Here is a 19,640-nt window from a genome sequence, read left to right as displayed (position 1 = left end):
TTGCGAAGTTAGTCCTTCATGGATGATGAACGACATGAAAACGCGTTCTTTTATGGAATAAAGGTTGGCTTATTTAAGGTAGGTCGAAGGGAAGAGTTGATGTCGAAAGCGCCGAAGTTTCTGTTTGTCCCAGTTTCCTCAGAAGAGGGAATTGGAGAGTATATGCGCTCTAAGATCCTTGCTGACGAGGTGGTGAGTCGTTGGCCTGATGCCGAAATAGAATTTGTTCTCAATAGTTATGCGCCATACAGTCAGCAGTGCCCCTATACCACCCACTTGGTGAACGACACACCAACTAAGCGAGTGAAAGAGGTCAACGCTCTTATTACCGCGTTTAGGCCTGATGTGGTTATTTTTGATGCCGCAGGCCGTAAGGCACAGCTTCGCCATGCCCATAAATGTGGTGCTAAGGTTATCTTTATTAGCCAACATAAACGCAAACGGTCTCGGGGGATGAAAGTTGAGCGGGCGTTAGTCACCGACAGCCACTGGGTGGTCCAGCCTGAATTTGTGATGGGTGATATCAGTCAGTTTGATAAGTTAAAGCTCAACTTAATTAAACGAGCTTTCCCTATTTTTACTGGATCGATTTTCACCCAACCTAGCAGCCTAGTACAACAGGGGTTGTACACTAAATATGGCGTGATGCCAAAACAGTACTTGCTTTATAGCGCCGGTTCAGGTGGACATAGTTTAAAAAATCAACTTGCTGCAGATCTGTTCGCGCAGGTAGCTCAAGCGATTTTCAATCAAACGGGGATCCCTAGCTTGATGGTGTTTGGGCCTAATTACCCCAACGCGCTACCTCAACTCGATGGCGTTACAGTTATTGAGCAGCTTTCAAGTGTAGACTTCATTAACCTTCTTGACAGTGCTCAAGGAGCGATATTGAGCGGTGGTGACACTTTACTGCAAGCGATAGCACTTAAAGTACCCACGTTAGCTGTTGCGGTATCTAAAGACCAACCTAGCCGAATAAAGCAATGTGTTAATGAGGGGCTAGTGCTGCATTGTGAGTCAGAGACTGATGTCATGGTAAGTCAAGTTACGCAACTCCTCCAACCATCAAGTTCGGAACAATTACGGAACAAGATGGAGAGCGTGGGTGAAACCAAAGGACTTGATATCTGTATGGCTGAAGTCGCTCGCTTGTTAGACGCTGCACCGTGCCAATGAAGCGTATTGCGATTGCGATTGATAGCTTGGCCGGTGGTGGTGCCGAGAAAATCGTGCTGACATTAGCGGCAGAACTTAAACGCTTAGGGCATGCGCCACACCTGCTTGTGTTGACGCCGCACTGTGAGTATCAATTGCCAGCCGATATTCCTGTGCACTTTTGTTTCGATGAATCACAAAAGCAGAGTGATAGTATTTGGCGGGTGTCTCGCTCAGTTGAGGAGGTCAAGCGATGGGTGTCAGAGATAGAGGCAGAATATGGACTGTTCGATCTGTTTTTATCCAATCTTGATAAAACCAACTTATTGTTTACTCAGGCCAATTTATCACCGCTATTTTGCATTGTTCATAACTCCATTGAAGAGGAGCTAAAGCGGCAATTGAAATTGGGGCCGCTGGCGTACTTCAATATGTTGAGAGCCAAAAAGTCACTCAATGGTCAGCACCTAGTGACAGTATCAAAAGGCATAGAGCGTGAAATTATCGCGTGTCAGCGGATCTCTCCTCAATCGATTCGAACCATCTATAACCCCTTTGACCTAAAAGATATTCGTGGTCGTGCCGATGAGCTAAACCAAGCTATACCCGATGGGGACTTTATCATTCATGTTGGACGGGTCGCGAAGCAAAAACGCCATGACATTTTGTTCGCAGCGCTTGCCAAAATGAAGCATCAGTTACCCTTAGTGTTACTGTGCAGTAACCCTAAGAAGGCGATGAAGTTAGCGAACAAATATGGCGTGGCAGATCGTATTATCTGCCCGGGTTTTCAAGCTAACCCTTTTCCGTGGATCAAAAAAGCACGTCTATTGGCATTGAGTTCTGACTATGAAGGTCTACCCACAGTGTTATTGGAGTCGCTGATTTGTGGCACACCAGTGGTGAGCACAGATTGTCCACACGGGCCCAATGAGATTTTAACGGGCCCCTTAGCCGACTTCTTATCGCCAAGACGCGATGTAGACCAGCTAAGTGAGAAAATGGATGCCGCGCTCGGCGACTACCCCAACATGGAAGATATTGCTCTGTTTGAACACATTGAGATAGAGAAGATTGCTAAGACTTATTTAGCGTTAATTTAGATCACTGAGTTGACTAAATTCATTGATACCGAGTGTGCAGCAAGTCAGCCCGCTTTGTTGTATTCCTCTGAGAATATTTGCATTTTTAGCGAGATTTTCGCGACTGTTTTCGTTGTGATCTAGGTGGTAAGCCACTGCATAAAACTTAATGAGCTTTCGTTGTTTACCGCTGTTAATTAAACGAAGTGCGAACTCTCTATCCTCTGGCCCCCACCCTTCAAACTCAGCATTAAAACCATTCACATCAATGGCATCTTGACGCCAGAATGCTAAGTTGCAACCATGAATCCCCTCTATTGAGTTTCCTCTTTTTACGCTCGCGTATTGTTGTAAACGCCAACTACGAATGGCAAGTTCTCGCCCCCGCGCGATGCCACGAGAGAAGAAAGAGAGTTGAGTGGGACCTTGCAACGCTTTTTGGCTTAGGGCTGAGCTAAGTTTGACCCGTTTACCCGTAATGAAATAGCCTTTTTCGGCGACAGCTATATGGTCGGCAACAAAGTGTTTATCTAGGGACAGATCGCCATCAATCATAATGATGTAAGCATAGCGAGCGCGATTTATCGCTTTATTGCGGCTGCGTGACAATCGAAAGCCTTTATCTGCTTGCCAGCTGTGGATAAGCGGGACGGGAAAGTCAGGCGCTAGACGCTTAATCAACTCTGCGGTGGCGTTAGTAGAGCCATCATCTGCAATAATCACCTCGTCGGGAAGTCGCGTTTGAAGCGCGACACTTTGCAGCACGCAATCGAGTGCTGCAGGCCAATTATAGGTCGTGATGATTAGGCTTGTTTTCATGATGATAATGTTGTCGAAGGTATTAAGCTTCTTATATAACCCATTGTGGCTAAGTGAGCGAATATATTGGTTTTTTTGTGTTTTATGGGTTAATTTTGCTGCAAGGTGGGGGCGTGGGTGTTTCTAGCTGTGGCGGGGTTGTTGTAAAAATGTGGCTGTGGCTAGGCGCTGGCTCATTGGTCAGCACCTAGCCCTGTACTGAGGTACTAGTACTTATGGCTTGGGTGAATTAAGCCAAATATAAAATTCAAAAAGGAGATTGGCAGTTTGGTTTTGCGCTGTTGCTTGAGCATATACCAGCGCCACGCTTGTTGTTTATATGCCAGTGCTTCTTCTTTAGAGAGCGAATCTTGATACATGTCACAATAATCTGCGATGTACTTTAACTCCCTCATCGGGATCTTTCCACGATACCCGCGCCCAGCATAATGAATGAAACTGGCTTGTTGATAATCATCAGCGCCAAGTAATGGCATGCGATTGAAGCTTTTGTCTACAGAGATATTGTTAATATTGTCACGGCGGATCAGATAATTAATATAGGTTTGATCGTAAAATTTAACTTCATTGCAGACCTGTTGCATCTCTTCTGCACTGGCATTTTGAAATAGGCCAGTTTGCTTTGAGACCAAAATCATTCCTGAGTTAAAGTAGACCATTTTGTCTTTTTCTATTGGCCAGTTAACCTCTCCGAGAATCGAGTTAATTTGCACTGATTGCTGTGACCTGTCGATATAGGCACCTTCATTGAACATGTAGACGGTGTCTAGTGAGGGGTGTTTTTTAAAGATATTCTCTGCCCAAGGAGTGACAAGCATATCGGCATCTAAATACAAAACGCGATCATACTCTTTGAGTAGCTCGATCATGTACAGCTTCTCTGACCATGCTGGACTTGCATCAAATTTCTTATTATTTACATTGAGTTTGTAATGGAGCTCATCAGAGACGATGACATCGGCGCCGACTTTTTCGCCATACTGCTTAAAACTCGCAATGGCGGCTCTGTACATGGGGTTATCGCCAATGGCGAGAGTAAATATTGCTTTTTTCATTTGCAAGCCTTTGAGATTGTTGAGTTGCGGAGCAACCTAAATCATTGAAATATATGTCTCATAAACATTTTTTACCGATATATCGGAAACATAGCCTTTCCCCTCACTCGCATATAGCACTTGTGCCATATCAGATGTCGGGGGCGCCCAATAGGGTTTTTTAGCTCGCATTAAGGCGATAAGCGGCGTATGGGCCGCGGTTGCAAAATGCATTATCGCTGTTTCAACTGTGATAACGAGATCCGCAGCGGCTATCATGGCGGGTAGTTCAAAAAAGTGATCCTGCACCGTAAACACTGCAACATTGCTTTGCTGCGCTGCCAAGCTCGATGCGACAAGTTCACACGCTCGTGAATACTGTTCTTTCGTCACGTTAAGGACTACACGACCATCGGGTCGGTGTTGCAGAATTAACTCAATTAGCTCAATAACCTGCTCTTCACTCCAATCTCTTTTGGTATTGGTCGACAGATAGTTAATTAAGATGATCTTTCCTGATTGTTGGCCAAACGCTTTGATTAGCCATTGTTGCGTATTGCTGCGATAGGTTTCATTAATCCGTAAGGCTGGCATAAAGTCAGGCTTAGACAGTGTCAGTCCGGCAATGTCATGTAGTATGGTGTAAAAACGGTCGGTAATATGATGATCTTGCGCTAATCGGTTGGCATCTAGCTGATATAAACTATCACTATGGCGAAAGATGATCTTGTTAAGCAAACCCTTGAATGGCGCCTTGGCGATGCTTGAAACAATAAATGCATCGGGAGATATTTGCCGAGCAAGTGCTGAAAACTGCTGACTCTTACTACCGGAGTGGCAAATGATCACGTCATACTTATGTTGCTTTGCTTGCGCTATCTGGGCTGTTTGGTGAGCCACTGAGTCAGTGCAGCCAAAACTGCGGTTAAAGGCGGGTTCAGCTTCAATCCATTGCTGTAATATTTTGCTGCGAGATAATCGCCAAGCATCAGTATTGCAACGGTTATCATCTAACCAAATATCTAGCTCAATATGTGGATTCTGTTGCTTTAATGCAATTAGAAAGGTTTTTAGATATAGAAAATCACCTAGGGCCACAGGCGACATAAACAACAACCGCTGACAATGATTCAGTTGTTTTTGGGAGATGATAGACATAATTACAGGTATCCGTTTTCTAGTGGCTTAAGCATACCTTGTATTGTGAAGGTTTAAAAAAATTACCGTGAAATATGCGGTAAAAAATCGACTTTTATCTATCGAACGCACCCATTGAGTGCGTGGATGTAGTAACCCAATCTCAATATGTTATTATTCAGGCTGTATTATGGTAGTCACGGCATACTGTGACTTAACGGCGATAGTGAAGGCTCATTTTGATTTGCTTTGATGCATTACACCCTTATTACTTACCTCAGTATTTTCCTGTTATGAATGAGTTGCGTGCTCGTGGTGAACAGGTGCATTTTGTGGTCTACAAAAGTGTAGAGCAACAAGGTGTTCTCGACGCCTTAGTGGCAAAGTATCAACTTCCTGTGACTTGGGTGGATAATGAAGAGCAAGCCTTAGCATTTTACTTGGCGAAAAAGCCAACTTGGGTCATATTTGGCAATACATTTGAACATGCTGAAAAATTAAAGGGTATTTTCCGTACAGCGTTAATGCAGCATGGTATTGGCCCTAAGGCCTGTTATTACACGGTTTCCGATTCGGAATTTGATGTGCGCTTTGTTGAAGGTCAGTACCGCCTAAATCGTTTACAGCAGATGTATCCAACTAAGCAATTCATTGATACGGGTTATGCCAAGTTAGATCCTATTATTCAGGGTGTTGAGCCTGGGTTAGATTTGGCGGCACTTGGACTCGATCCCACTAAACCTACCTTATTGTATGCCCCGACGTTCTACCCCAGTAGCATCGAAAAAATGGCCAAACATTGGCCTGCAGAATTCAGCGAATATAACATTTTGCTAAAACCCCATTACTTTTCATTAAGTAAACCTGCTTATAAAAAGCAGAAGCAGCTTTTGGAGCATTGGGCCAGCTTTGATAATGCCTATCTAGCAACCGCAGAGCAGGCTAATTTATTGCCCTTTATGGCCAGCGCAGATCTGCTCATTAGTGACGCTTCGTCGGCACTGTTTGAGTTTGCTGCCCTAGATAAACCTGTCGTATGGTGCGATTTTTATCATCTACGTTGGAGTTATCGTGGCATCTTTAAGTTTCGTTTTAATCAGCGTATGGATGAAGACCTGTACCGATATGCTGGTGTCGCTGTTCATGCAAAAACATACAAGATGCTAAAATCAGTCGTTGATCAGCAAATTAGTGAACCAGACTCTTTTGCATCGCAACGTGCGCAGTACACCTATGAGTTAGCTGGTAACGTTGATGGTAGATGTAGCGAGCGCATCGTTAATTTCCTTTTATCCGAGTAATTAGATGAGAATAATCACTTTTGGTACGTTCGATATGTTCCATATTGGACATTTAAACATTATGGAGCGCGCTAAAGCTTCAGGGACTCATCTAACGGTAGGTGTGTCTTCTGATGCGCTTAACTTTTCTAAAAAGCAACGTTTCCCCGTATGTTGCGAGCGTGATCGAATGCGTATCGTTAAGGCTCTAGCTTGTGTTGATGAGGTATTTTTAGAAGAATCATTAGAGCTTAAAGCCGAATATATTGCTGCACACAAAGCAGATTGCTTAGTGATGGGGGATGATTGGCAAGGTAAGTTTGATCATTTGAAACCACTGTGTGAAGTTATCTATTTACCAAGAACACCAGCAATTTCGACCACGCAGCTTATTGAAGTCGTCAAAGAGATTCCATAGTCATTACGGGTAATTGATGGCTGCGATTTTTAGAGGCTTATCAGCCTATCAACAATGATATTTTTGAAAATCGATACAGGTTTGGGTATGTGTCCGTGCGGCAATATTGCGTAAATTTCAACGTTGCGGATGTCTCAATGATCGCGCTTTAATGATTTCCTTGATTCATGTGTTGCGCTTTTATATTCGGTCATGTCTAACATCACCGTAATAAAAAAGCGTAAAGCTAACCGCACTCGATAAAATTAGGTACAATATGCGGTCTAATTTTCGCAAAAGAATAGAGTGTTATGAAGGTTTCTCTACCAGCATTTGAAAAAGCCAAAGTACTTGTGGTCGGTGATGTCATGCTAGACCGATATTGGACTGGACCGACTGGACGAATTTCACCTGAAGCGCCCGTACCCGTTGTGCGAATTAACCAAATTGAAGATCGCCCAGGCGGCGCCGCTAACGTCGCGTTAAATATTGCCACCTTAGGTGGACAGGTATCTTTGGCTGGTATCGTCGGTCAAGACGAAACAGCACAGGCCCTAACGACAGGTATCCAAGCATTAGGCGTAGAGCCTAAGTGGCACACGGTCAGCGGCCTCCCTACCATTACCAAGCTGCGCGTGATGTCGCGTAATCAGCAGCTTATTCGCCTCGATTTTGAAGAAGCTTTCCCTGCAGCGGAGAGTGAGGCGTTACTTGCGAGTGCTATCGAGCAGCTATCGTCCGTTGATGTGGTGATTCTGTCTGATTATGCCAAAGGTGCATTAGCTGAGCCGCAAGCATTTATTGCGCAGGCAAAAGCGGCAGGCGTTAAGGTGCTAGTCGATCCTAAGGGCAGCGATTTTTCTCGCTACCGTGGTGCAACCTTACTCACCCCCAATTTGGCTGAATTTGAATTGGTCGTTGGAGAGGTAACCTCCGAGGCAGACTTAGTCGCAAAGGCACAAGGTTTACTTGAAGAGTTTGACTTTGAGGCCTTGCTAGTGACGCGTTCAGAGAAAGGGATGACCTTAATTACCGCGGGTAAGCCTGAACTGCATATTCCCACCGTGGCGCGAGAAATTCATGATGTCACGGGGGCTGGCGATACCGTTATTTCGGCGCTGGCGACGGCATTAGCTGCGGGGAGTTCATTGCCTGAAGCTTGTGCGATTGCCAACACTGCCGCGGGTATCGTGGTAGCTAAATTGGGAACGTCAACGGTCAGCCGTATCGAGCTTATCGATGCCTTATCACAGTCTCGCTCAGAAATGGGTTATGGGGTCGTGTCGGAAGAGCAGCTGATCTATGCACTCGAAGAGGCCAAATTACGCGGCGAACGAGTAGTGATGACCAACGGTTGCTTTGATATTTTACATGCGGGTCATGTGAGCTATCTGCAAGAGGCTAGGGCCTTGGGTGATAGATTAATCGTTGCCGTTAATGATGACGACTCAGTCAGACGTTTAAAGGGTGACGGCCGGCCTGTAAACTCTGTCGATCGTCGTATGGCAGTCTTAGCTGGACTCGCGTCGGTAGACTGGGTTGTGCCCTTTAGCGAAGACACCCCACAACGTATTATCTCTGGTTTGTTGCCTGATCTCTTAGTAAAAGGTGGTGACTATAAAATTGAAGAGATTGCTGGTGGCGAAGAGGTGATTGCTGCGGGTGGAGTGGTGAAGGTGCTCTGTTTTGAAGATGGTATTTCAACCACCAAAATTATTCAGAACATCATGGAAAATCAATAATTTAATAGAATATAGAATAGGTTTCTGCGCTGAATGCACTCGGTGCAGAAAGTGGTTTTCTTGTAATAGGGCACGCATGTCATGCACACAAGAGCAATATACCCAGGCACATTTGATCCGGTAACCAATGGCCATGCCGATCTCATTGAGCGAGCGGCAAAACTGTTTAAACACGTCATTATCGGTATTGCGACCAACCCGTCAAAGCAGCCACGCTTCACATTAGCGCAACGGGTGGAGTTGGTTAGGCAAGTCACTGCACACCTTGATAACGTAGAAGTGGTTGGTTTTAGCGGATTACTTGTGGACTTTGCTAAAGAGCAACATGCTAGTGTGTTGGTGCGTGGTATTCGTGCGGTATCGGACTTTGAGTATGAGTTTCAGCTGGCCAGTATGAACCGTCGCCTAGATGAAAACTTAGAAAGTGTGTTTTTAACACCAGCAGAAGAGAACACATTCATCTCCTCTTCGTTGGTGAAAGAGGTGGCATTACACGGTGGTGATGTCAGTCAATTTGTTCACCCCGTAGTGAGCAAAGCATTGTTAAAAAAGGATTGAGTGTTGGTTATGCATAGAAAAATACAGACTTTTGCAGCGGGAGTTCTGTCTGCCGCTTGTTTATTGCTCTCTGTGAGTGTCCAGTCGGCACCTTGGGTTGATGTATCTGATGTCTACCTTAGAGCCGACATTCAAGCGCTTGCCGATGCTGGCGTGATCACTGTACCGGTCAATACCTATCCGTTAATGTGGTCAGGTATTGGTGTTGATTTAGGTAAGACTGAGGCGTCGACCTTGTCTCCAGCGCTAGCCGATGCCTACGCGCGGGTTAATTTTTATTATCATAATGCGGTTAACAACCGCGGCAATACACGGATAAAAGCGGCTGCGGCAACTGATGCAGCGCGTTTTCAGCATTTTGGCTCAGATTATCGTGAACAAGGGGAAATTACCGCTTCTCACGAATATATGGGCGATCGCTTTGCCTTTAAAGTAACAGCATCAGCTAATTACGATCCGTTCGACGAAAAAGAGTTTCGCCTGGATGACTCCTATTTTGCCGTCGCATTAGGTAATTGGATGGTGACGGCTGGTGCGGTTGAACAGTGGTGGGGACCAGGGTTTGATTCGGCACTGCATAAATCTAATAATGCCCGCCCAGCCCCAGCATTGATGCTATCACGTAATAATGCCGCGGCATTTGAAACACCTTGGCTGTCTTGGGTTGGTCCTTGGACGCTTACGACGGGGATTAGCATGCTCGAAGAGGAGCGTGCTGTTGAAAATCCGTTGGTGTGGAATTTTCGTGGCACGATTAGACCTATTCAGCAATTAGAAATGGGGGTCTCTTGGACCACTATGTTCTGTGGGGAAGGTGAAGAGTGCGGTTTGTCGACGTTATGGGATGCGATGACAGGCAAAGCAACTTGTCCTGATGGCAGTACAAATTGTGATGAGGCGCTGCAATCTAAAATCGGTAACCAGATGGCGGGTTTTGATATTCGCTATGGCGATACTTGGTTCGATATTCCGGTCGGTATCTATTTAGAGCGCACCTGTGAAGATTCGAGTGGCCCAATGCCTTGGGATTTGGCGGACTGCGCTAAGATGTTTGGTGTCGACACGCGCTTTGACTTTGATAGCCAACAGTACAAGCTGTTTTTTGAATACACAGATACCATGGTGGCTTGTGGTGAGAATCAAAACGCCTTTAACTGTTTTTATGAACACGGTACCTACCAAAGTGGCTCACGTTACTATGGCCGTTCACTTGGCAGTACCTATGACAGTGACGCGAAAGTCTATGTTTTGGGCTTAATCGGTCAGTTTGCCAATAGCCGAGGGATCACTTCAATTCTGCGTTATGCTCAGTTGAATAAAGATGGTGCAAACCGAGGTGGGGAGTGGGCGCCACAGCCACTGAAAGAAGATCTCTTGATGCTAGAGCTAAGCTATCGCATGCCAATTTGGATGGGGATGATGAGTGTTGGTGGTACAGTGTCACAATCTGAGTTTGAAACCTTAGATAAAGATACCAATGCCACTCTATTTGGCACTTACGAGTATCGCTTTTAAGCGTTACATTGGTTTAAGGTTCTAGCAGCGAAGTGTTAATCTTCTTGCTAGAACCTAGAACCTAGAACCTAGAACCTAGAACCTAGAACCTAGAACCTAGAACCTAGAACCTAGAACCTAGAACCTAGAACCTAGAACCTAGAACCTAGAACCTAGAACCTAGAACCGTCTTCAGGTCACCTTTAAAACATCACCGCGTCTGACACAAGCCACAAAATACTGTCGCGCGTTGCCCTAGCTTAATCTCACTTAATAGATGTCCACATTGGTTACAGGTTTCACCGCCACGTCCATACACGTGGAGTTTCTGTGCAAAATATCCCGGTTTTCCTTCGGCATTGGTAAAGTCTTTTAGAGTCGTTCCCCCCTGCTTTATCGCATTGGTAAGGATCTGTTTTACTTCTGTGACTAAAATTGTCAGCCTGGCAATATCGACTTTGCCCGCTTCAGTTTGTGGGTGGATTCCCGCGGCAAAAAGAGCTTCATTGGCGTAGATATTACCGACGCCGACCACGATATGATTGTCCATCAAGCACAGCTTTATCGCCTTCTTCTTGCCTTTTAAGGCTTGCTGAAAATAGTCCACATTAAAAGTGGGTAGTAAGGGCTCAGGTCCAAGTTTTGCCAGTAAGGGGTGGGCAGCTTCTGGCAATTCACACCATAGCCAAGCGCCAAAACGTCGTGGATCGTTGAATCTTAGCACTTTACCATTGGCCATCTCGAGATCGATATGGTCATGCTTTTCCACTGGCGTGGATTTTGACAATATGCGAAGGCTTCCCGACATACCGAGGTGGACAATGGTGGTCCCCGCATCCGTATCAATCAGCAAATATTTAGCGCGTCGTCTGATACTGCGAATCGTTTGGCCAACAATTTGTTGGGCGATATCGGGCACAGGCCAGCGTAACGAGCCATTGCGCACAATCAACTTAGTCACTTCTTGGTCAAGCAGGTGGGGCGATATCCCTTGGCGGGTGACTTCAACTTCTGGTAATTCAGGCATGATGTTCTCTATTGGCTAGCGGCGCTAATAATGGGATTGAGTGATGCGCGAAGACTCGGGGGAATTTGATACCAGTTTCCCGAAGGAGACTTAAGTAACCCCTGTTGACGATAAAACAGCCATAGTTGTGGCGTTGCAATATCCTGTATCTGAATCACTAATTCATGAGGTGTCGATTCTGGTGGGATCAGCTTTTCGATAGGTGATATTTGCACCTTACTCCAGGCGTTAGCCCACTCATCACAGTTGAGAATACTGGCTTCACACTGCCATGAAAAGCCGCCCTCACTGAGCCAAAAATCATCATATTGAAGTTGTTGCAGTGGCGCTGCATCATCAAAAAGTGGTTGAGCGTCATCGGGTAATTTTTCTCGCTCATTGTCGAGCAGAGTTAGGATAGCCACCATAAAGATGGAGGCGAAGATAATGATGTTATTCCATTTTTTTCGGGATAAAGCCATTGGCGAATGCGCTCATACTTACTTGTGATCTTACTTGAGTTTATCACCGAAAAAGCATGAGAGCATTAACGCACTGCGTTTGCTTAGGTAGGAGCCGCTGTTAGCCACCCGTTGCATTCATAAAGCGCAAAATTTGCGTGTCGCCTTCCGGACCAAAGTGATGCTCTTTGGGTTTTAGCTTGATGGCATCAAGAATGGCATGCTTCAATCGCGCTATATCTCCAGGTGATTCACGCACAATGGTTTTTAGATCGACCGAATGCTCATTGCCTAAACATAATAGTAAACGGCCTTCAACGGTAACGCGGACACGATTACATTCATGGCAAAAGTTATTGCTGTGGGGGGAGATAAAGCCCACATGGATTGTGCTACCTGGCATGGTGTAGTAGCGGGCAGGGCCGCCAGTACGCTTATTGGAGAGGTGCAGCGGGTAGCGTTGGTTGATGAGGGCTTTGACCTCATCGCTGCTGCAATGACGGCTTTTTTTGCGCTCATCGATCACGCCTAAAGGCATCTCTTCAATAAAGGCAATATCCAGCTCTCGTTCACGACAAAACTCTATGAGGTCGAGCACTTCATCGTCATTTTGGCCTCGTAAAATAACGGCGTTAATTTTTATGCGCTCAAATCCCGCAGCTTTGGCTGCATCGATCCCTTCAATAACACGTTCTAATTTGCCGTTACGGGTGAGTTGAGTAAACAGCTCTGGTTTAAGCGTATCTAGGCTGATGTTGAGTCGACTTAGCCCTGAATCACGCATTTTGCCAGCAAACTTGGTGAGTCGAGAGCCGTTGGTCGTCATTGACAGCTCCTTTAGCCCAGGGAGATCGCCAAGCAGTTTGACCAGTTGATCGCAGTCAGTTCTAACCAAGGGTTCACCGCCAGTCAGACGGATTTTTTTGACCCCCAACTCGGTAAAGGCTTGGCCAATCCAGGCCAATTCTTCGAGGCTGAGTACTTGCTCTCTATCGAGGAAGCAGGGATCTTCACTCATGCAATAGACACAGCGGAAATCACATCTATCTGTCACCGACAAACGTAAGTACTCAACGGTGCGGCCAAAGGTATCAACAATCAAACTCATACGGACTTACCTACTACAGACAGTGGGGCTGACCCACTGCAACGGCTAAAAAGGTGGCCTTTTATAAAAGGTCGGCAAAAGGTTGGATATAGACAGTATCGCCAGGATTTAACTGCTCATTTTGTTCGCCAATGACGATTAAGCAATTTCCTTTTACCATTGAACTCAACATTCCAGAGCCTTGTGCGCCTGTACTGGAAACATGTAGCTTGCCATCCGTCCCTAAGTGGTAGACACCACGGGTGAATTCAGTTCGGCCGCTGCGGCTGCGAAGTGTGCAGTCGGCAATGGCGGGCACCATGCTTGGTGACCAGTCTTTCTCACCTGCGAGTTTACGTAGTGCTGGTTGTACAAACTGCATAAAGGAGACCATCACTGCAACAGGGTTGCCGGGTAAGCCGAAAAACAAGCTGTTACCAATCTGACCAAAGGCCAGTGGTCGACCGGGTCGCATGTTGATGCGCCAAAAGTTGATCTGGCCAACTTTCTCTAGGGCTAACTTGATAAAGTCCGCATCACCCACCGATACCCCACCAGAGCTGATCACTACATCTGCTTGGGCTGCTGCGCCTTTTAAGGCATCAATAAGCGCGTCTTCTGAGTCGTGAATGATACCAAGATCGATCACCTCACAACCCAGTTGCTTGACCATAGACTTAATGGTGAAACGGTTGGAGTCGTAGATGCAGTTGGGTTTGAGTGGCTCACCTGGCTGGCACACTTCATCACCTGTTGAGAACACGGCGACACGCGGTTTTCGATAAACGGGTAAGGTGCCAAAGCCTAAAGAGGCCAACATACCTTGATGAGCCGCTTGTAAGCGGTGTCCTGCAGCCAGTGCGGTGTGGTCTTTTGCGATATCCTCACCTGCCTGGCGCACATGCTGGCCAAGTGAAATAGAGCCTGAAAAACTGACGGTGTCATTATCCTCTATGGCCATCTCTTTCATCTGTACCGTATCGGCACCCGCTGGTACAGGTGCACCGGTCATGATGCGTACGGCTTCGCCATCGTTAAGGTTACCTTGATAGCTATGTCCTGCCATCACATCGGCAACAATGGTGTATTGCGCTAACATCGGCTCACTATGTTTAAAAGCGTAACCGTCCATAGCCGAGTTGGTGTGCTGAGGGACATCCACTGGCGATATAGCATCACTTGCTAGCACGCGATTACTGCTGTCATCAATGGCTTGCTGTTCGACTTCCATTACTGGATTAACAAAGGAGAGGATGCTATCGATGCCTTGCCTTACGGACAGTGTTTTGCTGGTATCTAATTCACAGCCACACTCCGGCGCTTGCAGTGGTCGTTGGGTTTGGCTCGGTTGCCACTGCTTGATATATGCAATCACAAAATCTGCAATTTGGCCGACGTTGTTAATATCAAGACGTTTTAATTCTGTTGGTAGTTCGGTGTCATCACAGCAGGCAATAGCTTGAATGTTGTCGTCGTGCGTATGGATAAAAGGTTTACCGTGGGCGGCGCGGTGCAGCTCAATTTTAGGTAGGGCTAACTTTTTAAATCCTTCAACTAAGACAATATCAACTTTCTCTTGTTCTATCTGTTGCAGTAAGTGTGGCAGCTTAGGTGCATCATCGACTAAGTCTTCGGTCATCAATGCCCAGCGCACATGGGAGGCGACCAGTACTTGTCGAGCGCCGGCTTTACGCATTTCGTAACTATCTTTACCAGGAATATCGACATCAAAATTATGATGAGCATGCTTGATCACCGCCAACTTGATACCACGACGATTGAGCTCGGGGATTAACTTTTTAAGTAAGGTGGTTTTACCTGTGCCACTGTAGGCACAAAACCCGAGAACAGGAATCGACAACGGATTGTTAAACGGAATGCTCATGTAGACCTCTAAATTTATTTGGCAATTGCCTCAGAAAGTTGTTGATTTTGTTCTGGTGTGTTGACGTTAACAAAGGCGTTGGGTTGATCAGAAAAATCACACACGACGCACTGGTGCTTGGCGTACCAAAAATCAATTTTGCGCTCACCCGCGTCTAAAAAGGCTTTCATCGATGCCCTGAGTTCTGGTTTCATTAACAGCACCACAGGTTGTTCTCGTTTGCCATCACTCGCCACTGCAAGTTCTGCATTATTAGTGTCAATGGCCGCTAACATTCGTGGAACAAGATCTAATGGCAGTAGCGGGCAATCACAAGGAACAACCAGTAGGTAGTCTGCCAGTGTATGACCTAGCGCGGTGATCATGCCTGCCAATGGACCTAAGTAGCCAGAGTCTTCATCACTCAACACTTTGTAACCAAACTCAGCATAGTGATTTTGGTTACGGTTGGCGTTGATCAGGATCTCCTTAACTTGTGGTTTTATCCTATCGATGGCGTGCTTTATCATAGGTTGGCCATTAAGCTCGACCAATCCTTTGTCGTTTCCGCCCATACGGCGAGCCATACCGCCGGCAAGGATCACTGCATCAATACGCTGTGACATAGTTTAATTCCTGAGTTTGTTGATGTTGGCCTGCAGCCGAGAAGGGTGATGGTGCTGTGGGCGCATCACCTGCTGCAATGATGTTATCGTGAATCAACCAATTTTGCTCGCATAATCCTGTTAGCGAACAGTTTTGGTGGCTGCTGATTAACATGCCAGTGCCTTGTTGTTTCAGGTCGCTAATCATGGTTAAAACCAGTTGCTGGGACAGTTTATCCATATTCGATGTTGGCTCATCGAGCATCAGCAATTTGGGGCGCATTATCCAGGCTCTAGCAATTGCTAAACGTTGGCGTTCACCACCAGAGAGACTCGCTGCTTGCTGAGTTAATAAACTGCCAAGTTGTGCCCTCTCAATAGCGTGAACAGTACGCCTTTCAATTTCGGCACGGGTCAACTGGCAAAATGGATGGGCGTAGTTGAGATTATAGTCAACCGTCCCATCAAATAGGTAAGGGTGCTGATGCAAGTATACGGCTTTGCCCAATAACGGGTTACGTCGCCACCATGGGTTTGTTGAAAAACCTTGTGTCACAATTTTTCCGGCGCTCGGTGCCTGCAGGCCGGCAAACATCTTCATTAAGGTGGTCTTGCCTGAGCCATTATCGCCTTGCAGGTGAACAGTTTGCTCTTGCGCCAAAGATAGGTGCTCAAATCGATATAGAAAGCGCTCACCAAAGCGCATTTCGATATTGTTGGCGATCACTTTAACCATAGATTAATGTGTCCTCGGTTCAGCTTTGCCACGCAAAGTCCCTAAGGTGAAATTTAGTATTAGCGACAGAATTAATAATACCAACCCCAGTGCGATTGCCTGGGCAAAGTCGCCTTTGCTGGTTTCAAGAGCGATGGCTGTGGGGATATTACGGGTGACATCGGCAATATTGCCACCGACCATCATGGAGCAACCTACTTCGGTTAGAATGCGGCTAAACGCGGCGACGATGGCCATCAACAGTGGAACTTTCAGTTCTCGGCAAACGACCCAAACGGAACGTAGCCAAGATGCACCTAGAGTACGAGATGTTTCCCATGCACGTTTATCAACGCTAGTAAATGCAGCTTGGCTCATTGCCACAAGCACTGGTGCACAGATCATCATTTGGCCTAAGATCATTCCTTTTTGAGTAAATAGCCAGCGTAGATCTCCCAGAGGCCCCATTCGAGTTAGCATGAGATAGACAAGAAGGCCGATAACAACGGTAGGGATTGACTGGATTGTCTGCACTAAGTTGGTGACAAACCAACGGCCAGGAAAGTGGGCAAATGCAAGGATAAAGCCTAATACAAGTGACGGTATTAGGGTGAGCGCAAGCGCTGCAAACGAGACAGAAAAAGAGACACTTACGATAGACCAGACATCGGGGTCTAATGAAAACAGCAGGCTTAATGCCTGCTGTATCAGGGCTAACCAGCCTTCACTCATTCGCTATATGTTGCCTTAAAGAGTTGCTCACCTTGTACGGTATAGCTATTGATCATGCTTTGAGCTTCAGCGCTGATCAGCCAGTCACTCAGTGCTTTAGCACCTTTGTGGTTTAAGTCTGGATACATTTCCGGGTTAATTAACATAATTTGATAAGGGTTCGCTAGCGCTGCGCCACCATCGTAATCAACAGCAAGGTCTAGCTTGGCCTTGTACGCAACAAAGGTACCACGGTCTGACAGTGTATAGCCTTGTAGCTCGTTTGCCATTAGCAAAGTTTTACCCATTCCTTGTCCCACTGAGCGGTAGCCTGCAAACTGTGGTTCAATTTTAGCGCCTTTCCAGATGATTAACTCTTTCATATTAGTGCCAGAGTTGTCACCACGAGAGATAAACGGTGTCCCTGACTTGGCAATTTTAGCAAAAGCTTCTTCAGCTGTTTTACTATTACGAACGTTTGCGGGGTCGTTTTTAGGCCCTAAAATCACAAAGTCATTTTCCATAATGCCACGTGGCATCAGGCCATAGCCTTCTTGGACGAACTTAGCTTCGGCTGCTGGGGCGTGAGTCATGACGACGTCAACGTCACCTTGTCTGGCAAGTTTAAGGGCTTTACCTGTTCCGGTGGCAATCACTTGTACTTTGAAACCCGTTTCCGCTTCAAACTTGGGTAATAAGCTTTTAAGTAGACCTGAGTTTTCTGTACTGGTGGTTGTTGCAAGCTTAATGATCTCTTCTGCTTGCACTGGTGCACTAGCGATTGTGGTGGCGACAAGCGCCATGCTAAAAATCGTTCTTAGGTTAAACATTACTGCTCCTTGGCATTTTGAGTGAAAAACGTGATTCGCCAGGGTCACGTTTGTTCGAAAATCAATACGCTCAAATTACAGCAAAAACAATGCCAACTGAGGTAAACGGAAAAATATGTCACACGGTAATGGCAAAGTGTGAGGCAAGTCCCATGCTGGGTAAATTGTTACCAGACATATTGTCCCAACTGATGTTTAGACTGGTTCAGGGTGACCAATTTGCTGAACTTTGATGCTAGAATCAATTCAATGTGAGTCAAAATGTCCAAAGAAGACAATATGAGCCAATCAAATAAAGAGATGAAGCCGCTACCATCTGCCGTATCTGTGTTAATCGTTGACGATGAGCCTGGGATGCGTAGCTTTTTAAAGAAAGCCCTATCTAAAAAGTTTGCCCTCGTTGAGACCGCTGGCAGTGTAGAAGACGCCGAGCAGTTACGTAGCCGTTGTCATTTCGATCTCTTAATTGTCGATATTCGTCTACCGGGCCGTTCAGGTATTGAGTGGGATGAAGCGCTCAATGATCAGGAGCGTCGCTCTGACATCATTTTCATGACAGGCTATGCCGATATGGATGTGGCGATTAAAGCGCTGCGGGCTGGCGCGTCAGACTTTATTATGAAGCCATTTCACCTAGAGCAGATGATGAAGGCGGTAGACCGCTGCATTGAACGTCGCTTGCTTAAACGTGAGAATTTGATGCTTCGTCGTGAGGTGTCCATCGGTCAATCCTCTACCATTATTGGTAGCAGTGACGCGATGATGGAAGTGAAGCATGTTATTGAACGCGTCGCCCCCACCAATGCCGTTATCTTGATTGAAGGAGAGTCAGGTACGGGTAAAGAGTTAGTCGCTCGACAGTTGCATCTGCTCAGTGGTCGCCAAGGCCCGTTTGTGCCCGTCAATTGTGGTGCGATTGCCCCTGAGCTATTAGAAAGTGAGCTTTTTGGTCATGCGGCAGGCTCGTTTACCGGCGCTAAAGGTAACCGTGAGGGGCTATTTAGCTTTGCATCTGGTGGGACTATTTTTCTCGATGAGATTGGCGAGATGCCACTTAAGATGCAAACAGCATTGCTGAGGGTGCTGGAGCAAAGAACCATACGTCCAGTGGGCAGCGAAAAAGAGATTAATATCGATGTGCGCGTGCTCGCGGCCACCAACCGTAAGTTAGCCGATGAGGTTGAAGCGGGTAACTTCAGGCGAGATCTGTTCTATCGACTTAACGTACTGGATATTGTGATTCCGCCTTTGCGAGATCGCCCTGATGATGTCGTTGAGTTAACCCATCATTTTACACGTCAATTGGCGGCTGAATTAGGGGTGAAAGAGGTGGTTTGGAGCCACGAAGATATGCTCAAGCTGCAACAGCATGAATGGCCGGGTAATATTCGAGAGCTGCGTAATATGATTGAGCGCTGTATTTTACTGGGTAAGCCTCCGGCGGAATATTGGAAACAGCAACCTAAAGCGGATGTACTTGGAGAGTCTGGTTACCCGCTCGACTGGACGCTTAAAGAGGTTGAAAAACACCATGTAACCCAAGTGGTCGATCTACATCAAGGTAATAAATCTGCAGCCGCAAGGGATCTTGGGGTGTCGAGAAAGACGCTCGATCGTAAATACAAAGAGTGGTTTGACGTTAGTCAAAACGAGAAAGAGTAAT

The 19,640-nt window shown here is 46.3% G+C and carries 19 protein-coding genes; 8 read left to right on the top strand and 11 right to left on the bottom strand.

The features are described from left to right. Positions 1-99: 99 nt before the first annotated feature. Together BEL05_RS01690 and BEL05_RS01685 are read left to right on the top strand one after the other, a co-directional pair. Entirely contained in the window at positions 100-1,176 is a 1,077-nt protein-coding gene (locus BEL05_RS01690) for a hypothetical protein (RefSeq protein ID WP_069670083.1), read from the top strand. After that, complete coding sequence (locus tag BEL05_RS01685; RefSeq protein WP_028764545.1) at positions 1,173-2,258, top strand: glycosyltransferase; 1,086 nt, start codon at positions 1,173-1,175, stop codon at positions 2,256-2,258. Before BEL05_RS01690 ends, BEL05_RS01685 begins: the two co-directional genes overlap by 4 nt. Here BEL05_RS01685 and BEL05_RS01680 read toward each other — a convergent pair. The 3 genes from BEL05_RS01680 to BEL05_RS01670 all read right to left on the bottom strand — a co-directional run bounded on the left by BEL05_RS01680 (position 2,250) and on the right by BEL05_RS01670 (position 5,248). Then, positions 2,250-3,056 carry a glycosyltransferase family 2 protein gene (locus BEL05_RS01680; RefSeq protein ID WP_069670082.1) on the bottom strand — a complete coding sequence of 269 codons (807 nt, stop codon included), beginning with the start codon at positions 3,054-3,056 and terminating at the stop codon, positions 2,250-2,252. The two genes, BEL05_RS01685 and BEL05_RS01680, sit on opposite strands and share 9 nt — an antisense overlap. Before the next feature lie 206 nt (positions 3,057-3,262). Then, positions 3,263-4,111: a glycosyltransferase gene (locus BEL05_RS01675; RefSeq protein WP_069670081.1), complete on the bottom strand. Its 849-nt coding sequence runs from the start codon at positions 4,109-4,111 to the stop codon at positions 3,263-3,265. Positions 4,112-4,147: 36 nt separating this feature from the next. After that, entirely contained in the window at positions 4,148-5,248 is a 1,101-nt protein-coding gene (locus BEL05_RS01670; protein ID WP_069670080.1) for a glycosyltransferase family 9 protein, read from the bottom strand. A 272-nt stretch (positions 5,249-5,520) separates the two neighbouring features. Between BEL05_RS01670 and BEL05_RS01665 the strand changes: the two genes are divergently transcribed. The 5 genes from BEL05_RS01665 (at position 5,521) to BEL05_RS01645 (ending at position 10,719) form a co-directional block, all read left to right on the top strand. Next, on the top strand, positions 5,521-6,528 hold the full coding sequence (locus BEL05_RS01665; protein ID WP_245686917.1) for a CDP-glycerol glycerophosphotransferase family protein: 1,008 nt from the start codon (positions 5,521-5,523) through the stop codon (positions 6,526-6,528). 4 nt (positions 6,529-6,532) lie between these two features. Then, on the top strand, positions 6,533-6,925 hold the full coding sequence (locus BEL05_RS01660; RefSeq protein WP_028764550.1) for an FAD synthase family protein: 393 nt from the start codon (positions 6,533-6,535) through the stop codon (positions 6,923-6,925). Positions 6,926-7,215: 290 nt separating this feature from the next. After that, on the top strand, positions 7,216-8,646 hold the full coding sequence (gene hldE, locus BEL05_RS01655) for a bifunctional D-glycero-beta-D-manno-heptose-7-phosphate kinase/D-glycero-beta-D-manno-heptose 1-phosphate adenylyltransferase HldE (protein ID WP_069670078.1): 1,431 nt from the start codon (positions 7,216-7,218) through the stop codon (positions 8,644-8,646). A gap of 81 nt (positions 8,647-8,727) precedes the next feature. After that, on the top strand, positions 8,728-9,204 hold the full coding sequence (gene coaD / locus BEL05_RS01650) for a pantetheine-phosphate adenylyltransferase (RefSeq protein ID WP_028764552.1): 477 nt from the start codon (positions 8,728-8,730) through the stop codon (positions 9,202-9,204). A gap of 9 nt (positions 9,205-9,213) precedes the next feature. Next, positions 9,214-10,719 (top strand): capsule assembly Wzi family protein, encoded by a 1,506-nt coding sequence (locus BEL05_RS01645; RefSeq protein ID WP_069670094.1) that lies wholly within the window; start codon positions 9,214-9,216, stop codon positions 10,717-10,719. Positions 10,720-10,909: 190 nt separating this feature from the next. Here BEL05_RS01645 and mutM read toward each other — a convergent pair whose 3' ends face one another. The 8 genes from mutM to BEL05_RS01605 form a co-directional block, all read right to left on the bottom strand. Continuing rightward, positions 10,910-11,725, bottom strand: coding sequence for a bifunctional DNA-formamidopyrimidine glycosylase/DNA-(apurinic or apyrimidinic site) lyase (mutM, locus tag BEL05_RS01640; protein ID WP_028764295.1), 816 nt, complete (start codon positions 11,723-11,725; stop codon positions 10,910-10,912). An 8-nt stretch (positions 11,726-11,733) separates the two neighbouring features. Further along, complete coding sequence (locus BEL05_RS01635; protein WP_069670077.1) at positions 11,734-12,186, bottom strand: hypothetical protein; 453 nt, start codon at positions 12,184-12,186, stop codon at positions 11,734-11,736. Positions 12,187-12,286: 100 nt separating this feature from the next. Continuing rightward, the gene (moaA, locus tag BEL05_RS01630) at positions 12,287-13,273 is read right to left on the bottom strand and encodes a GTP 3',8-cyclase MoaA (RefSeq protein ID WP_028764293.1); all 987 of its coding nucleotides are present in this window, start codon (positions 13,271-13,273) and stop codon (positions 12,287-12,289) included. Between the two features lie 61 nt (positions 13,274-13,334). Beyond that, entirely contained in the window at positions 13,335-15,137 is a 1,803-nt protein-coding gene (locus BEL05_RS01625) for a bifunctional molybdopterin-guanine dinucleotide biosynthesis adaptor protein MobB/molybdopterin molybdotransferase MoeA (RefSeq protein ID WP_069670076.1), read from the bottom strand. A 14-nt stretch (positions 15,138-15,151) separates the two neighbouring features. Next, positions 15,152-15,742, bottom strand: coding sequence for a molybdenum cofactor guanylyltransferase MobA (gene mobA, locus BEL05_RS01620; protein WP_069670075.1), 591 nt, complete (start codon positions 15,740-15,742; stop codon positions 15,152-15,154). Next, positions 15,726-16,457, bottom strand: coding sequence for an ATP-binding cassette domain-containing protein (locus BEL05_RS01615; protein ID WP_069670074.1), 732 nt, complete (start codon positions 16,455-16,457; stop codon positions 15,726-15,728). Before BEL05_RS01615 ends, mobA begins: the two co-directional genes overlap by 17 nt. A 3-nt stretch (positions 16,458-16,460) precedes the next feature. After that, positions 16,461-17,168, bottom strand: coding sequence for an ABC transporter permease (locus BEL05_RS01610; RefSeq protein ID WP_028764289.1), 708 nt, complete (start codon positions 17,166-17,168; stop codon positions 16,461-16,463). Beyond that, a complete protein-coding gene (locus tag BEL05_RS01605) occupies positions 17,165-17,950 on the bottom strand; it encodes an ABC transporter substrate-binding protein (protein ID WP_245686920.1) in 786 nt (261 codons plus the stop codon). Before BEL05_RS01605 ends, BEL05_RS01610 begins: the two co-directional genes overlap by 4 nt. Positions 17,951-18,256: 306 nt before the next feature. On the opposite strand from BEL05_RS01605, the gene BEL05_RS01600 reads away from it, so the two are divergent. Beyond that, positions 18,257-19,639 (top strand): sigma-54-dependent transcriptional regulator, encoded by a 1,383-nt coding sequence (locus BEL05_RS01600; protein WP_069670072.1) that lies wholly within the window; start codon positions 18,257-18,259, stop codon positions 19,637-19,639. Position 19,640 lies beyond the last annotated feature (1 nt).

It is taken from the genome of Shewanella colwelliana, from assembly GCF_001735525.1.
Lineage (GTDB): Bacteria > Pseudomonadota > Gammaproteobacteria > Enterobacterales > Shewanellaceae > Shewanella > Shewanella colwelliana.
This window is presented reverse-complemented; position numbering and strand designations above follow the sequence as displayed.

Coding starts and splice junctions, on each gene's coding strand:
- BEL05_RS01690 (WP_069670083.1), top strand. CDS start 100: ATGTCGAAAGCGCCGAAGTTTCTGTTTGTCCCAGTTTCCTCAGAAGAG.
- BEL05_RS01685 (WP_028764545.1), top strand. CDS start 1,173: ATGAAGCGTATTGCGATTGCGATTGATAGCTTGGCCGGTGGTGGTGCC.
- BEL05_RS01680 (WP_069670082.1), bottom strand. CDS start 3,056: ATGAAAACAAGCCTAATCATCACGACCTATAATTGGCCTGCAGCACTC.
- BEL05_RS01675 (WP_069670081.1), bottom strand. CDS start 4,111: ATGAAAAAAGCAATATTTACTCTCGCCATTGGCGATAACCCCATGTAC.
- BEL05_RS01670 (WP_069670080.1), bottom strand. CDS start 5,248: ATGTCTATCATCTCCCAAAAACAACTGAATCATTGTCAGCGGTTGTTG.
- BEL05_RS01665 (WP_245686917.1), top strand. CDS start 5,521: ATGAATGAGTTGCGTGCTCGTGGTGAACAGGTGCATTTTGTGGTCTAC.
- BEL05_RS01660 (WP_028764550.1), top strand. CDS start 6,533: ATGAGAATAATCACTTTTGGTACGTTCGATATGTTCCATATTGGACAT.
- hldE (WP_069670078.1), top strand. CDS start 7,216: ATGAAGGTTTCTCTACCAGCATTTGAAAAAGCCAAAGTACTTGTGGTC.
- coaD (WP_028764552.1), top strand. CDS start 8,728: ATGCACACAAGAGCAATATACCCAGGCACATTTGATCCGGTAACCAAT.
- BEL05_RS01645 (WP_069670094.1), top strand. CDS start 9,214: ATGCATAGAAAAATACAGACTTTTGCAGCGGGAGTTCTGTCTGCCGCT.
- mutM (WP_028764295.1), bottom strand. CDS start 11,725: ATGCCTGAATTACCAGAAGTTGAAGTCACCCGCCAAGGGATATCGCCC.
- BEL05_RS01635 (WP_069670077.1), bottom strand. CDS start 12,186: ATGGCTTTATCCCGAAAAAAATGGAATAACATCATTATCTTCGCCTCC.
- moaA (WP_028764293.1), bottom strand. CDS start 13,273: ATGAGTTTGATTGTTGATACCTTTGGCCGCACCGTTGAGTACTTACGT.
- BEL05_RS01625 (WP_069670076.1), bottom strand. CDS start 15,137: ATGAGCATTCCGTTTAACAATCCGTTGTCGATTCCTGTTCTCGGGTTT.
- mobA (WP_069670075.1), bottom strand. CDS start 15,742: ATGTCACAGCGTATTGATGCAGTGATCCTTGCCGGCGGTATGGCTCGC.
- BEL05_RS01615 (WP_069670074.1), bottom strand. CDS start 16,457: ATGGTTAAAGTGATCGCCAACAATATCGAAATGCGCTTTGGTGAGCGC.
- BEL05_RS01610 (WP_028764289.1), bottom strand. CDS start 17,168: ATGAGTGAAGGCTGGTTAGCCCTGATACAGCAGGCATTAAGCCTGCTG.
- BEL05_RS01605 (WP_245686920.1), bottom strand. CDS start 17,950: ATGGCGCTTGTCGCCACCACAATCGCTAGTGCACCAGTGCAAGCAGAA.
- BEL05_RS01600 (WP_069670072.1), top strand. CDS start 18,257: ATGAGCCAATCAAATAAAGAGATGAAGCCGCTACCATCTGCCGTATCT.